The organism is Massilia sp. Se16.2.3, from assembly GCF_014171595.1.
Taxonomy (GTDB): domain Bacteria; phylum Pseudomonadota; class Gammaproteobacteria; order Burkholderiales; family Burkholderiaceae_D; genus Telluria.
On sequence record NZ_CP050451.1, the window covers coordinates 945,073 to 959,583 of the forward strand.

Annotated in this window: 14 protein-coding genes and 1 pseudogene; 4 read left to right on the plus strand and 11 right to left on the minus strand. The window is 63.2% G+C overall.

What is annotated here, in order from left to right:
• Positions 1 to 38: 38 nt before the first annotated feature.
• Positions 39 to 995, plus strand: coding sequence for an LD-carboxypeptidase (locus G4G31_RS04480; RefSeq protein ID WP_183107946.1), 957 nt, complete (start codon positions 39 to 41; stop codon positions 993 to 995).
• Positions 996 to 1,016: 21 nt separating this feature from the next.
• On the opposite strand, the gene G4G31_RS04485 is transcribed toward G4G31_RS04480, so the two are convergent.
• The 9 genes from G4G31_RS04485 to G4G31_RS04525 form a co-directional block, all read right to left on the minus strand.
• Positions 1,017 to 2,129 (minus strand): MORN repeat-containing protein, encoded by a 1,113-nt coding sequence (locus G4G31_RS04485; protein ID WP_182990469.1) that lies wholly within the window; start codon positions 2,127 to 2,129, stop codon positions 1,017 to 1,019.
• Position 2,130: 1 nt separating this feature from the next.
• Positions 2,131 to 3,228: a hypothetical protein gene (locus G4G31_RS04490; protein WP_182990470.1), complete on the minus strand. Its 1,098-nt coding sequence runs from the start codon at positions 3,226 to 3,228 to the stop codon at positions 2,131 to 2,133.
• Between the two features lie 87 nt (positions 3,229 to 3,315).
• Positions 3,316 to 3,645 (minus strand): GNAT family N-acetyltransferase, encoded by a 330-nt coding sequence (locus G4G31_RS25185; RefSeq protein WP_229425351.1) that lies wholly within the window; start codon positions 3,643 to 3,645, stop codon positions 3,316 to 3,318.
• Between the two features lie 325 nt (positions 3,646 to 3,970).
• Positions 3,971 to 5,098, minus strand: coding sequence for an acyl-CoA dehydrogenase family protein (locus tag G4G31_RS04500; RefSeq protein WP_182990471.1), 1,128 nt, complete (start codon positions 5,096 to 5,098; stop codon positions 3,971 to 3,973).
• A gap of 40 nt (positions 5,099 to 5,138) precedes the next feature.
• Positions 5,139 to 5,807: an SDR family oxidoreductase gene (locus G4G31_RS04505; RefSeq protein WP_182990472.1), complete on the minus strand. Its 669-nt coding sequence runs from the start codon at positions 5,805 to 5,807 to the stop codon at positions 5,139 to 5,141.
• Positions 5,808 to 6,226: 419 nt separating this feature from the next.
• Positions 6,227 to 7,426 (minus strand): acetyl-CoA C-acyltransferase, encoded by a 1,200-nt coding sequence (locus tag G4G31_RS04510; protein ID WP_182990473.1) that lies wholly within the window; start codon positions 7,424 to 7,426, stop codon positions 6,227 to 6,229.
• Positions 7,423 to 9,258, minus strand: coding sequence for a bifunctional isocitrate dehydrogenase kinase/phosphatase (gene aceK, locus G4G31_RS04515; RefSeq protein ID WP_182990474.1), 1,836 nt, complete (start codon positions 9,256 to 9,258; stop codon positions 7,423 to 7,425). The genes G4G31_RS04510 and aceK overlap by 4 nt, the downstream gene beginning before the upstream one ends.
• A 173-nt stretch (positions 9,259 to 9,431) precedes the next feature.
• Positions 9,432 to 10,616 (minus strand): isovaleryl-CoA dehydrogenase, encoded by a 1,185-nt coding sequence (locus G4G31_RS04520; protein ID WP_182990475.1) that lies wholly within the window; start codon positions 10,614 to 10,616, stop codon positions 9,432 to 9,434.
• Between the two features lie 116 nt (positions 10,617 to 10,732).
• Positions 10,733 to 11,155, minus strand: a complete 423-nt coding sequence (locus G4G31_RS04525; protein ID WP_182990476.1) for a MerR family DNA-binding transcriptional regulator — start codon at positions 11,153 to 11,155, stop codon at positions 10,733 to 10,735.
• Positions 11,156 to 11,288: 133 nt separating this feature from the next.
• Here G4G31_RS04525 and G4G31_RS04530 point away from each other — a divergent pair, with 133 nt between their 5' ends.
• From G4G31_RS04530 to G4G31_RS04540, 3 genes are all read left to right on the plus strand, one after another.
• Positions 11,289 to 12,341 carry an MBL fold metallo-hydrolase gene (locus G4G31_RS04530; protein ID WP_182990477.1) on the plus strand — a complete coding sequence of 351 codons (1,053 nt, stop codon included), beginning with the start codon at positions 11,289 to 11,291 and terminating at the stop codon, positions 12,339 to 12,341.
• A 307-nt stretch (positions 12,342 to 12,648) separates the two neighbouring features.
• A complete protein-coding gene (locus tag G4G31_RS04535) occupies positions 12,649 to 13,062 on the plus strand; it encodes a hypothetical protein (RefSeq protein WP_182990478.1) in 414 nt (137 codons plus the stop codon).
• A 107-nt stretch (positions 13,063 to 13,169) separates the two neighbouring features.
• A complete protein-coding gene (locus G4G31_RS04540; protein ID WP_182991924.1) occupies positions 13,170 to 13,346 on the plus strand; it encodes a hypothetical protein in 177 nt (58 codons plus the stop codon).
• Between the two features lie 161 nt (positions 13,347 to 13,507).
• Here the strand turns inward: G4G31_RS04540 and G4G31_RS04545 are convergent.
• Positions 13,508 to 14,124, minus strand: a pseudogene (locus tag G4G31_RS04545) (UbiX family flavin prenyltransferase).
• The gene (gene grxD, locus G4G31_RS04550) at positions 14,124 to 14,435 is read right to left on the minus strand and encodes a Grx4 family monothiol glutaredoxin (protein WP_182990479.1); all 312 of its coding nucleotides are present in this window, start codon (positions 14,433 to 14,435) and stop codon (positions 14,124 to 14,126) included. The pseudogene G4G31_RS04545 and the gene grxD overlap by 1 nt, the downstream one beginning before the upstream one ends.
• Positions 14,436 to 14,511 lie beyond the last annotated feature (76 nt).

Sequence of the window (14,511 nt, forward strand, 5' to 3'; positions counted from 1 at the left end):
CGCCGCGCAGGGCTGGACGTCGCACAACGCACCACGCCATGACAACCCTGATCAAACCCCCACGCCTGCGCCAGGGAGACGGCGTCGCCCTGATCGCGCCCGGCGGCTACGCCACCGACAAGCTGATCGCCAAGGCCCGCGCGAATATCGAGCAACTGGGACTGCGCGTGCACGAAGGCGCGCACCTGCGCGAGGTGTACGGCAACTATGGCGGCACCGTCGAACAGCGCCTGGCGGACCTGCACGCCGCTTTCGCGAACCCCGACGTGAAGATGATCTGGCCGATCCGCGGCGGCTCCGGCTGCATCTCGCTGCTGGCGCACCTCGATTACGCGCTGATCCGTGCTAACCCGAAAATCCTGTTGGGCTACTCCGACATCACGGCGCTGCACCTGGCCATCCTGAGGCATGCGGGCCTGGTGAGCTTCCACGGGCCGGTGGCCTCGTCCACGCTGAGCGACTACACGCGCGAGCACATGCTGGCGGTGCTGTCCGATCCGCAGCCGAGCTACACGATTCCGATGGCACTGGAAAACAGCCGGCGCGCCCTGGAAAAACCCCATTTCGGCCTGCACACCGTGCACGGCGGCGTGGCGACCGGCCCCCTCGTGGGCGGCAACCTGAGCCTGGTGGCGGCGCTGGCCGGCACGCCCTATGCGGCCGATTTCAAGGACAGCATCCTGTTCCTGGAAGAGGTCAACGAGGCGCCCTACCGGATCGACCGCTGGATGACTCAGCTCGACCTGTCCGGCGGCTTGTCAAAAGCGGCGGCGCTGATGGTGGGCATCTGCGACGACTGCGGCCCGGAGCATGAAGAGATTTCGCTGACGCTGGAACAGACGCTCGACCTCCACCTGCAGCCGCTGGCGATTCCCGCCGTGACCGGCTATTCGATCGGGCATATCCGCGACCAGTTCACGGTCCCGATGGGTATCCGCGCCACGCTCGATACGGAGCGGCAGACGTTGACGTTGCTGGAAGCGGCCGTCAGCTGACCGGCGTCACGCTGCGGCGCGTCAGCGGAACATGGGAGGCCGAACGTCGTCAATGGTGTCTACCACCGTAAAACTGTAATAGGTTGCATACGCCATCTCACAGGGCGCCCCCCGGCACATGGCAGGTTTGTACTCATCGAGCATCATCACGCTGGCGATATACTTGACCAGTTTTTCCCCGTCTTCCTGGTCTTCCAGGGTCGGTTTGCGCAAGACCATCGCCTGCTTTGCCTTGCCGTCCGCGCCGACGATGATGCGAATTAACAGGTCACCTACCGCGTTGCCCGCGGAGTGATTGAGCTTGTGAACCGCTTCGAATACCTTGCGCGTCCCATTGCGTGGATAAGGTGGGTCGTCACCCTGTTCAAGCGCGGGGTATTGAATACGGACCCTGTTGCGCTGTCCTTCGGTTAGGGCTTCCCAGGTCGCGTCAACCGGGGTGGGTCCCGTCACCGGGTATGCCCCTGGCTTAGTAGTGCTGAAATAGGGAGTAGAGTCGATTACCGGCGCCGGAATTCCGGCGGGACGGCCATCTTCGAACTGACCATCGAACTTGCGATTGCTTCCGGCAAAGGTCATGATCCCACGTCCATGCGGCTTGTCGTCTTTCCACTGGCCGGCGTAGCTGCCGCCGAGGCTATAGGTCGCCTCGCCCCAGCCGTTGAGCTGGCCGTTCTTCCACTCGCCCTTGAACTCGGAGCGGTCGTAGCGCACCAGGATCCCTTTACCTTCATACTTGTTGTCGATCACGTCGCCTTCGTACTGGTTGCCGTTCACGAATTCGATATAGCCGTTCCCATGCGGCTTGCCGCGGCGCAGTGTGCCGGTATAGGTATAACTTACGGTCTTCAGCTCGCCTTCGCCCTGCAGCTCGCCACGCAGCAGGCTGCCTTTCAATGCATAGCGGCGGCCTTTCTCGTCCTTCCATTCCAGCGTGCCCGTGCCGCTGGCGAAACCGTCCTTGCACATCCCGTTCCAGTCAACCCGGTTCTCGCGCGGAGCCGGCTCCAGCGGGGCAATCTGGCAATCGTCGGTACCGGCATGACCGGCAAGGCGCGCCGGCGCAGCCAGTGCCTCCGGCATCGCGGCAAGGCCAAGCAGCAGGGGCAGGATAGCCGTCTTCATCATGGCCATATCAGTCCTTGTGGAAGTTGAAGGGCACGCGCGGCAGCGTGCCGAAATGGATCGCCATTTCGTAGGCCATCTCGCAGGGTTCGCCCTGACAGCGCGCGGGTTTGTACTTGTCGAGCATGAGCAGGCTCGCGTAGGCCTCCGCCAGTTCCTTGTTCGGGTGGCCGTTCCCGCCCTCGGGGATCTGGTACACGGCCGCGCTCCTGGCCTTGCCGTCCTTGCCGACCAGGACATGGATGCGCAGCATGCCATCGGCACTGTCCAGGTTGCTTGACGCCTTCTGGAAAGCTTTCATGACTTCTTCCGGGCCCTTGCTCGGGTAGGGCGGATCGTCACCGGCCGCGAGCGTGGTGTAGGGGTAGCGCGCCGTGTTCTTTTGCGCCTCGGTCAAGCTGTCCCAGGCGGCGTCGTGCTGGCCGCCATAGGTCGTGCTGCTCGAACTCCAGCGCGTGGGAGTGGCGAGCGTGCGTTTGGTGTCGTCGAATTCGCGCGGACCCTGGCCCGCCACATAGCCATAGGCAAACCGGCCTTCGTACTGGCGGCCACTGCCGGCATACACGATCTTGCCCTTGCCGTGGAAGCGGTTGTCTTCCCATGTGCCGCTGTAGCTGCCGCCCAGCGTGAAGGTCTCTTCGCCCCAGCCTTCGCGTACGCCGTTCTTCCATTCGCCCGTGTAGCGCGAACGGTCGGCACTGATGAAGATGCCCTTGCCTTCGCGCTTGCCGTTCACTACACCGCCTTCGTACATGCCTTCGCCGCCGGCATACTTGAAGAAACCTTCGCCATGCGGCACGCCCCTACGGACCGTGCCGGCGTAGTCGTATTCTCTGGTCTTGAGCTCGGCCTCGCCGCTGACTTCGCCACGCTCGAGCGTGGCCGCAAGCGTGACCGGCTTGCCGGCAGCATCGCGCCACTTGAGCACGCCCTTGCCCTGGGCGTGGCCGTTGGTGCAGGCACCGTTCCAGCGCAGCTCGGCGCCGGCGGGAACGGTATCGAGCGCGCCGATGCGGCAATCGGCCTTGCCAAGGGGAGCCGGCGGTTCGGCGGCGAGTACGCCCTGGGCCAGCAGTGAAGTGGTGAGAAGGAGGAGAAGTCTAGGCATGCGGACACCGGGAATAGTTTCAACTACCAAGAATCTACCATGTCATCTTGATAATCAGAAACTATTTTCCGAGCCAGTCGCGGTGGCTCAGAGCTTGCGCGTCATGTACACATACCCGTGCTGCTCGCCATCGATGCGATACAGGTCCGGCAGCTCTCCGGCGAAGACGAAACCGCAGCGCTCATACAGCCGGCGCGCCGGGGCGTTCTGCGACAGCACTTCCAGGTCGACCCAGTCGATGGTCTCCTGCGCGCGCGCCCAGTCGAGCGCAGCGGCCATCAGGTGCTCGCCAAGACCCCGGCGGCGCCAGTCGCGGTGCACGCCCATGCCGAGCAGGCAGCGGTGGCTGGCGGCGCGCTCGGGGCGGGCGCGCAGGTCGACGTGGCCGGCAATGGTGCCGTCCGGCGCCAGCGCCATCCAGGCGCGGCGCCAGCCGGGCGCGCCGACCGCGGCGCCCAGGCCGATGGCAAAAGGCGCCCCGTTTATCGAGCGGAAAGCGCGAGTCGGCGCGCGCCATCGGCTGGAACAGGGGCGTGCTGTCGCGGCCGTTGTCCTGCAGGTGGTCGTCCAGGTAGAGGAACAGCGCCGGGAGGTCGGCTTCCCTGACCTCGCGGATGGCGGGCATGAACTGGTCGCCCATGTCAGCGCAGCAGGAACAGCAGGCTCGCCAGCAGCAGGCCGCCGCTGACGGTGCCGGCAAAGGCGAAGCCGAGGAGGACCAGATTGCGCTTGCGCCGTTCGTTCACAGCGCGCGCGCGATCAGGATCTTCTGGATGTCGCTGGTGCCTTCATAGATCTGGCACACGCGCACGTCGCGGTAGATGCGCTCGATCGGGAAATCGGCCACGTAGCCATAGCCGCCGAAGACCTGCATCGCGTTCGACACCACGCGCTCGGCCATCTCGGAGGCGAACAGCTTGGCCATTGCCGCTTCCTTCAGGCAGGGCAGTCCCGCATCCTTCATCGAGGCCGCATGCAGGATCAGCTGGCGCGCCGCTTCGATCTGCATCGCCATCTCCGACAGGCGGAACTGCACCGACTGGTGCTCGAAGATCGCCTTGCCGAAGCTTTCCCGCTCCTTTGCATAGCCAAGCGCCGCCTCGAAGGCTGCACGCGCCATGCCGACCGACTGCGAGGCGATGCCGATGCGTCCGCCCTCCAGGCCGGACAGGGCGATCTTGTAGCCCATGCCTTCTTCGCCGATCAGGTTTTCGACAGGCACGCGGCAATTCTCGAAGACGATCTGCGCCGTGTCGGAAGAGTGCTGGCCCATCTTCTGTTCCAGGCCGGCGACGATGTAGCCCGGGGTATCGGTCGGCACCCAGAAGGCGCTGATGCCTTTTTTACCCGCCGCCCTGTCGGTGACGGCCATGACGATGGCCACATCGCCGTATTTGCCGCTGGTGATGAACTGCTTGGTGCCGTTGATGATGTAGTGGTCGCCATCGCGGACCGCCGTGGTGCGCAGGGCGGCGGCGTCGCTGCCGGTATGCGGTTCGGTCAGGGCAAAGGCGCCGAGCAGTTCGCCTTGCGCGAGGGGACGCAACCAGCGCTGCTTCTGTTCTTCGTTCGCGTACATCATCGCGATCGAGCAGACCGGGCAGTTGTTGACCGAGATGATGGTCGAGGTGCCGCCGTCGCCGGCCGCGATCTCTTCCAGCACCAGCGCCAGCGACACGTAGTCGAGACCGGCCCCGCCATATTGTTCCGGCACCGCCACGCCAAAGGCGCCCAGTCCTGCCAGCTCCTTCAGTTCGGCCTTCGGAAAATAGTGTTCCTTGTCCCAACGGGCGGCGTTGGGCGCCAGGCGCTCCTGGGCATAGCTGCGCAGGGCGTCGCGGATCATCTGGTGTTCTTCGGTCAGGATCATGGTGTCTCGTTGAGGTGTTATTCAGCTTGTCGTTCGCGGCTTACCAGGGAATCGGGCTGCCGTCGTGGTTCAGGAAAGTGCCGTTCGCTTGCGGGCCGGCGTTTGCCAGCAGGGAGCGCAGGTCGCGCACGCTCTGCTCGACCGGCACCGGGGCGCTCGCGCCGCCCATGTCGGTCTGGACCCAGCCGGGGTGGAAGGCGATGCAGGTGGCGCCTTGCGGGCCATAGGTGAGCGCGGTGTCGCGCAGCACCGAGTTCAGGGCCGCCTTGCTGGCGCGGTAGAGCGAACCGTTGCCGCTCGTGCGCGCGCCGATCGAGGCCATGACGGAGGACAGCACGCCGAGCTTGCCGCGGGTGGCGGCCACCAGCGGCGCGACGACCGGCAGCAGGCGCATCGCCGCCAGCACGTTCGTGTGCATCACGGCGTCGAATTCATCCTGGGTGGGGAAGCCGTCGTGGCGCGGGCCGTACAGGCCGGCGACCAGCCAGGCGGTGTCGATCTTTTCGTCGTCGAGCTTCCAGCCGAGGCCAGCGATGGCATCGGCATCGGTGACGTCGAGTTGATGTGGCTCGGCGCCGAGCGCGGCCAGTTCGTCCAGGTCCTGCGCCTTGCGTGCGGTGGCGATCACGCGCCAGCCATCAAGCCGGTATTGGCGCGCCAGCTCGTGGCCGATGCCTCGCGAGGCGCCGATGATGAGGGCAGTTGGCAAGATCGTTTGCTCCGGTTTGCTTTGCAGTTTGCGACGGTACGACCGCGTGGGCATGAATGCCCACCCTACGTTACGCCGCGGTCTCGATTCTTTTCACGCGACGGTTGCGCATCGTAGGGTGGGCATTCATGCCCATGCGGTACAAATTACGCCAGGTGGGCGCGCCATCGAAGCCACTGGCTTCAATGGCCCCACGCGGTACAAATTACGCCAGGTGGGCGCGCCATCGAAGCCACTGGCTTCAATGGCCCCACGCGGTACAAATTACGCCAGGTGGGCGCGCCATCGAAGCCACTGGCTTCAATGGCCCCACGCGGTACAAATTACGCCAGGTGGGCGCGCCATCGAAGCCACTGGCTTCAATGGCCCCACGCGGTACAAGGTCTCCGAGTCGAAGACACCCCGGAGACCGCTACAACTTACACCATCTCGATCGCCATCGCCGTCGCTTCACCGCCGCCGATGCACAGCGATGCCACGCCGCGCTTGCCGCCGGTCTTCTTCAGCGCGCCGAGCAGGGTGACGATGATGCGCGCGCCGGAAGCGCCGATCGGGTGGCCGAGGGCGCAGGCGCCGCCGTGGATGTTCACCTTCTCGTGCGGGATCTCGAGGTCGCGCATGGCCGCCATCGGCACGGCGGCAAAGGCCTCGTTGATCTCGAACAGGTCGACATCGCCCGGCATCCAGCCGGTCTTCTTGAACAGCTTGTGCATCGCGCCGATCGGGGCGGTCGTGAACAGGTTCGGTTCCTGGGCGTGGGTGGCGTGGCCGATGACGCGGGCGATCGGAGTCAGGCCCAGTTCCTTGGCCTTCGATTCGCGCATCATGACCAGGGCCGCGGCGCCGTCATTGATCGACGAGGACGAGGCGGCCGTGACGGTGCCTTCCTTCTTGAATGCGGGCTTCAGGGACGGGATCTTGTCGATCTTCGCCTTCATCGGACCTTCATCCTTTTCGACCAGCAGTTCGCCGGTACGGGTGGCCACGCTGACCGGCGCGATTTCCCAGTCGAAGGAGCCGTCGCTGTTGGCGGCCTGGGCGCGTTTCACCGAGGTGATGGCGAAGTTGTCCTGGTCTTCGCGCGAGAACTGGTACGTCGCCACGCATTCTTCTGCGAAGGTACCCATCGAACGGCCTTCGCCGGTCTTTTCGTTGCGCGAATAGGCATCTTCCAGGCCGTCGTACATCATGTGGTCGAACATCGGCGCGTGGCCGATGCGGTAGCCGCCGCGGGCTTTCGGGATCAGGTAAGGAGCGTTGGTCATCGACTCCATGCCGCCGGCGACGACGATGTCGGCGCTGCCGGCCACCAGCTGGTCATGCGCGAAGATCGCGGCCTGCATGGCAGAGCCGCACATTTTCGACAGGGTGACGGCGCCGGTCGACAGCGGCAGGCCGGCCTTGATCAGGGCCTGGCGCGCCGGGGCCTGGCCTTGTCCCGCCATCAGGCAGTTACCGAAGTAGACGTGTTCGACCGACTGGGCATCGACGCCGGCGCGTTCGACCGCGGCCTTGATCGCTACCGCGCCGAGGTCGCTCGCGGACTTCGAGGAAAAATCGCCCTGGAAGGCGCCCATCGGGGTACGGGCGGCGCCAACGATAACGACTGGATCATTCATTGCAAGGTCTCCAAAGAGGATGGCGCCGCTTCGAAGGCGGGCGCCGGGGTGGTATGCGCGGTATGCGTGGCGTGATGAAAACGGATCTGCTGCGGGTAGGGGAAGATGTCCTGCACTTCGCCCCCCAGGATGCGGTCCTTGTGCGCTTGCCAATAGGCGCGCGTCAGGAGTTCCGCATGGTGCTTCATAAAGTAGTGCCGGATCTTCGGATTTCCAAGTAGAAAACGTCCGAATTGTTCCGGAAAGACGTCGTGCTTGCCGATCGGGTACCAGGGTTCGGACGCCATTTCGTCTTCCTCGTTGCGCGCTTCGGGAATGTCGCGGAAGACGCAATCGGTGAGGTATTCGATTTCGTCGTAGTCGTAGAACACGACGCGGTTCTGGCGCGTCACGCCGAAATTTTTATACAGCATATCGCCGGGAAAAATATTCGCGGCGACCAGGTCGCGGATGGCGTTGCCGTATTCGCGGATGCCATGCTCGAGCATGGCCTCGTCGCCCGCTTTTTCCGCATTCGTGAGAAAAATATTCAGCGGCACCATGCGCCGCTCGATGTACAGGTGCTTGATGATGATGCGTTCGCCCTCGATCTCGACCAGCGAAGGGCAATGGTGCTGCAGTTCGGCCAGCAATTCCTCGCTGAAGCGCGCCAGCGGAAAGGCGACATCGGAATATTCCAGCGTATCGGCCATACGTCCGACGCGGTCGTGGTGTTTCACGAGCAGGTATTTTTCCTTGACCTGGGCGCGGGTCGTCTCTTTCGGCGCCGGATAGAAATCCTTGATCACCTTGAAGACATAGGGGAAAGAGGGCAATTCGAAGACCAGCATCACCAGGCCGCGAATGCCGGGCGCGCTCTGGAAACGGTCGGAACTGTGCTTCAAATGCTGCAGGTAATCGCGGTAGAACAGCGTCTTGCCCTGCTTTTGCAGGCCCAGCACGGTATAGATTTCGCTGCGCGGTTTACGCGGCAGCAGGTTGCGCAGGAATTGCACATAGGCCGAGGGCACTTCCATGTCGACCAAAAAATAGGCGCGCGTGAACGAAAACAGCACGGCGATCTGTTCCACCTCGGTGAGCACGGTATCGAGCACGAGTTCGCCGCGGCGCTTGTGCAGGATCGGGATCACGAAAGGATATTCGCGTGCGCCATTCACGGCACGACCGACGACATAGGCGCCCTTGTTGCGGAAGAAGAGGCTCGATAGCACCTGGAACTGCAGGTTCGGCTCGGCCCGATCCAGGCCGAATTTCTCGACCATGCGCGCGGCGACTAAACCGATATCGCGCTCGAGTGCGGCAAACGGGCGATCGAGCTGGAAATTCGTGACGATGCGGCGCAGGGCGAAATGCAGGCCGTCCGCCGCCGGGTAATACACGCGGTAGGTCGGCAGCAATTCGTCGGTTTCGATGTACTCGGTGGAGATCACCGGGCGCACGAAGATGTAATCGTTATGGTAATAGCTGCGGTGCAGAATCTTGCAGCTGACCGAATTGAAGAAGGTTTCCGCCAGTTCCGGCTGCTTGTGGCCGGACAGCAGGCCAATATAGTGCAGCTTGATCTCGCGCCAGACGCCTTCGTGCAATTCTTCCGGCACGTATTCGGCTTCGAGGGCTTGCACGGCTTCCTTGACGCGCTCGTCGTAGTAATCGATGCGGGCACGGGCGGCAGCCTGGGCGGTTGGCCAGTCGCCGCGCTCGAAATGACGCCGCGCCGCCTGGCTGGCCGCGCGGAACAGGCGGTAATGCTTGTCGAAGCCATCGAGAATGGTGCGCGCGACGTCGAAGGCTATCTGGGACGATAGCAGCTTGGGGAACGCAACTTGTGTCATCGTTCGTCTCGCGCGGTGTCTGGTGGAGCGGCTATTTTATTGCATCGTAGGGTAGGAGGCTCTGCCGCCTACGCGTTCAACGACAAGGTGCTAAACGGCGACGTGGTGTGCATCCGCTGTTTGAACGCGTAGGCGGGAGGACCCGCCTACCCTACGATGCGCGACCGTTCAGCTTACGCCGTCTCGCCAAACAGCTCGCGGCCGATCAGCATGCGGCGGATTTCGCTGGTGCCCGCGCCGATTTCGTAGAGCTTCGCATCGCGCCAGAGACGACCGACCGGATACTCGTTGATATAACCATTGCCGCCCAGGGTCTGGATGGCTTCGCCCGCCATCCAGGTGGCCTTTTCGGCGCTGTACAAAATCGCGCCGGCGGCATCCTTGCGCAGGGCACGCACGGCAGCGGCGTTGTCGGCGCGGTCGCAGGCCTGGCCGACGGCGTACACATAGGCGCGGCAAGCCATCATGGTCGAATACATGTCGGCGATCTTGCCTTGCATGAGCTGGAATTCGCCGATCGCCTGGCCGAACTGTTTACGTTCGTGAATATAGGGAACGACCACATCCATGCAGGCCGACATGATGCCGAGTGGGCCACCGGACAGCACGGTGCGCTCGAAATCGAGGCCCGACATCAGCACGTTGACGCCCTTGCCGACGCCGCCCAGCACGTTTTCGACCGGCACTTCGCAATCCTGGAACACCAGTTCGCCCGTGTGCGAGCCGCGCATGCCGAGTTTGTCGAGCTTTTGCGCGATCGAGAAACCTTTGAAACCTTTTTCGATCAGGAAGGCGGTCATGCCGCGCGGGCCGGCTTCCAGGTCGGTTTTGGCATAGACGACCAGGGTGTCGGCGTCCGGACCGTTGGTGATCCACATCTTGGTGCCGTTCAGGACGTAATGGTCGCCCTTCAGGTCGGCGCGCAGTTTCATGCTGACGACGTCGGAACCGGCGTTTGGCTCGGACATGGCCAGGGCACCGACGTGCTCGCCCGAGATCAGTTTTGGCAGGTATTTGCGCTTTTGCTCTTCGCTGCCGTTGCGCTTGATCTGGTTGACGCACAGGTTCGAGTGGGCGCCGTAGGACAGGCCGACCGACGCCGAGGCGCGCGAGATTTCTTCCATCGCGACGATGTGGGCCAGGTAGCCCATGTTGGCGCCGCCGTATTCCTCGCTGACGGTGATGCCGAGCAGGCCGAGTTCGCCCATTTTCTTCCACAGGTCCATCGGGAACTGGTCGCTGCGGTCGATTTCGGCAGCGCGTGGCGCGATTTCGCTTGCTGCAAACTGTTGGACTGCTTCGCGCAGCGCGGCGATGTCTTCGCCATGGTCAAAGGTCAAGCCTGGAAGATGCAGCATGTCGTCGTCCTCTCGGTGAACGGGTTAGCAATTTTGAACCTGGTTATCATACTCGCGTGTGACGTTAACGTAAACGTCAAGTAAAGGCGGGGGCAGGGCGCCCTCGGCCGAGCCGATCAGGCGGCTTTGCTGGCGCCGGTCGGCCGGTTGTCCGCCGCGTTCTCGGCCAGCAGCCGGCGGCATTCTTCCTCGTGTGCGGCAATTTCTTCCAGGGCCATCTCGATGTCGGCGCGCTGCTGTTCAAGGGTTTCGCGCTGGTGCGCCAGCACGCCGAGAAAACGGTCGATCTGGGCGGTGGTATCTTTCGGCGACTCGTACATGTCGACGATACTCTTGATTTCCGACAGAGTCAGGCCCAGGCGCTTGCCGCGCAGCGTCAGTTTCAGGCGGGTGCGGTCGCGCGGGGTGTAGACACGGTTGCGTCCGCCGACGCCTTCGCGGCTGGGACTGAGGAGTCCCTGGTCTTCGTAGAAGCGGATGGCGCGCGCGGTGATGTCGAATTCGCGTGCCAGTTCGGCGATGGTGTAGGTCGTGGCCATGAAAGTGCGGGTGAAAGTGGCAGAGCGCGGAATCGCTTAGAATCCCGATTCGGGCCGGTTGCGTTTCCGTTTACGTCAACGTCAACTCCATTGTAGCGCGCCCGACCCATCACGAATACGAAAGATTGTCATCATGAACCCGCTCGAGTCCCAGCTGGCCTATCCCTTCGGCGACGAACTGCCCACGCCCGGCACGGTGCGCATGGTCGCGCCCGGACTGGGCTGGCTGCGCATGCCGCTGCCCTTCGCGCTCGACCACATCAACCTGTGGCTGCTGGACGACGAGCGCGAGGGCCGCGCCGGCTGGAGCGTCGTCGATACCGGCGTCGCCACCGATCCCACCCGCGCCGCCTGGGAACAAATCTTCACAGGGACGATGGCGGACAAGCCAGTGCTGCGCCTGTTCGCAACCCACTGCCACCCGGACCACGTTGGCCTCTCGGGCTGGCTGTGCGAGCGTTTCGCGGCGCCGTTCTGGACGACGGCCGGCGAGTTCGGCTTCGCCCGCATGATGGCGGCCGCCTTGCCGGGCGTCGATGGCCCCTCGGCCATTCCCCATTTCGAGCGCCACGGCCTGACCGACCCGCTCATGCTCGAACAGATGCGCAGCCGCCGCAATTATTATCCCTCGCTGGTGCCGAGCGTGCCGGAAGCCTATACCCGCCTGCAGGATGGCCAGCAGCTCCGGATCGGGCAGGCCGGCTGGCGCGTGATTACCGGTTTCGGCCATTCGCCGGAACATGCGGCCCTGTATTCGGACGCGTTGAAGGTCTTGATTTCAGGCGATATGGTGCTGCCGCGCATTTCGACGAATGTGTCCGTGTTTGCCGTCGAACCGGAGGGCAATCCGCTGCAGCAATATCTCGACTCGCTGGACAAATTCGCCGGCCTGCCGGAAGACACATTGGTGCTGCCTTCGCACGGGCGGCCTTTCCGCGGCCTGCACACCCGCATCGCGCAGCTGCGCCAGCACCACGTGGCGCGCCTGGCCGAGGTACTCGAAGCCTGCCGCACGCCGCACAGCGCGGTGGACATCGTACCGATCATGTTCCGCCGCCAGCTCGACGCACACCAGCTCAGCTTTGCACTGGGCGAGGCACTCGCGCACCTGCACAAACTTTGGAATGATGGTATGTTGGAGCGAGTAACCGGTGCCGATGGCGTTTTACGTTTCCAACTAATCTGATTGATCACTGATCAACTGATCTTAAACCAGCCAGAGCCGGATTCCGTGGGTGTCCCAGCCCACTCCGGCCTCGACTAGACCGCGATTTGCCCACACGCGTATCTATCGTGCGACAAATGTTGTTTCCTATTAGATACAATTCAGATACATTCATGCTGACTAGAAATTTTGTGGCATGATCGCGAGTTCCGCGAAAAATCTCTTCAATCTCCACTTCTTTGTTAAGTAACGCTCGGCCCGATGTCACACAAATGGTCTTAACGGCTATGCAACTGACATTTATGGTCGAGCATGAAATAGTGCCATCATGAACTCCACGAACGAACGGGAGAGCTTTAGCGAGCGTCTCCAGCAGGCGCTGAAGAACGCCCATTACTCACCGGACAGCCCGACCCGCCTTGCGCGCGAATTCAATATTCGCTTCGAAGGCCGTCCGATCACGGTCCACGCTGCCCGCAAATGGCTGGTGGGCGAAGCCATTCCGACCCAGGAAAAGCTGCGCATGATTGCGCAATGGCTGGGTGTGCCGGCTGATTGGCTGCGCTTCGGCGGCCCGGAAAACCCGGGTGCCCAGGCCGACAGCGGCGGCGGCGCGCGCTTCGAATCGGCCGACGTCAAGCTGATCGCCGATCTGCAGCGCCTGGACGAGCACCATCGCCAGCTGGCACGCGAATTCATCCGCATGCTGGTACGGGTCAACCACCAGGCAACGACGAAGTAAGCCGGTTCCTTCCCTACTATTGCTTTTTCGCTTACAAATTTTCCTCCGAATCAGGCAGTACAAACGCCTGTGACTGGCGCATAATCAATTCGTCACAGCAGAGGATCGTGCCGCCAATGAAAAGCAACTACATGAATACCGCCCAGCTGAAGGAACTCATGACCGCGCCGCCGATGACGGCTGCGCGCCATGCCGAGGTGATGCGCAAACGTATCGCCCAACGCAGGATGCTGGAGGAAGCAAGGGAGTTGAAGAAGGCCGAAAGCGACTACCTGAAGCGTTAAGCGTTGAGGTGGGCGCTGGCGCGGCAAGTCGCTGGTTTGCCGTCTGGCGTATCCGTGTGCCTGGTTGGCGCCGGGGTGGTATCCGGTCGAGCCGCCGGTCCGGTATCGAACCGGGCTGAGGAGACCGGCTGCCGATGTGGCAGGGTGGTTCCAGTTGTCCGTCAGTTGCCGCTGTCGGCAGCCCCGCGTATGCCCGACCAGCGCGGCGCTTCGCCGTTTTCGAACCCGAGCAGGTCGAGCACGCGGTCGATGCTATGGTCGACCAGCTCATCGATGCTGGCCGGACGGTGATAAAAGCTGGGCAGGGGCGGAAACACGATGCCGCCCATTTCGGTGACGGCCGTCATATTGCGCAGGTGCGCGAGGTTGAGCGGCGTTTCGCGCACCATCAGGATCAGGCGCCGGCGTTCCTTCAGGATCACGTCGGCCGCGCGTGCGACCAGGTTGTCCGCCAGCCCATGGGCCACGGCGGCCAGGGTCTTCATCGAGCAGGGCGCGATCACCATGCCGTCGGTCTGGAATGAACCGCTGGCAATCGTCGCGCCAATTTCACGGTGTTTATGCACGACGTGGGCCAGCGCTTCGACCTCGCGCCGTGCCATGCCCACTTCCTGGTGCAGGGTCAATGCCGCCGCGTCGGACACCACCGGTGGCTCTCGACGCCGGGCAGGGCGCCCAGCCGCTGCAGCAGCCGCACGCCATAGACCGCGCCGGTCGCGCCGGTGATGCCGACGACAATACGGCGGCCGGCGTCCCGGCGGGGTCGGGTGCTGCTCATTACTTCTTGAACATTGCCTGCAGTTCGCCGGATTCGTACATCTCATTCATGATGTCGGAACCGCCGATGAACTCGCCGTTCACGTAGAGCTGCGGGATGGTCGGCCAGTTCGAGAAGTCCTTGATGCCCTGGCGCACTTCCGGATCGTCCAGCACGTTGACGGTGGCGATGTTGTCGACGCCGCAAGCTTTCAGGATCTGGATGGCGCGGCCCGAGAAGCCGCACTGCGGGAACTGGGCGGTGCCCTTCATGAACAGCACGACCGGGGTGTTGGTCACGGTGTCTTTGATCCAGGTTTGTACGTCGCTCATGTGAGTATGCCTTCGGTGAGAAATGGAATGGATGGCGCCATTCTATAAGAAATCGCCCGCGCCGGTGCGGCGCCAG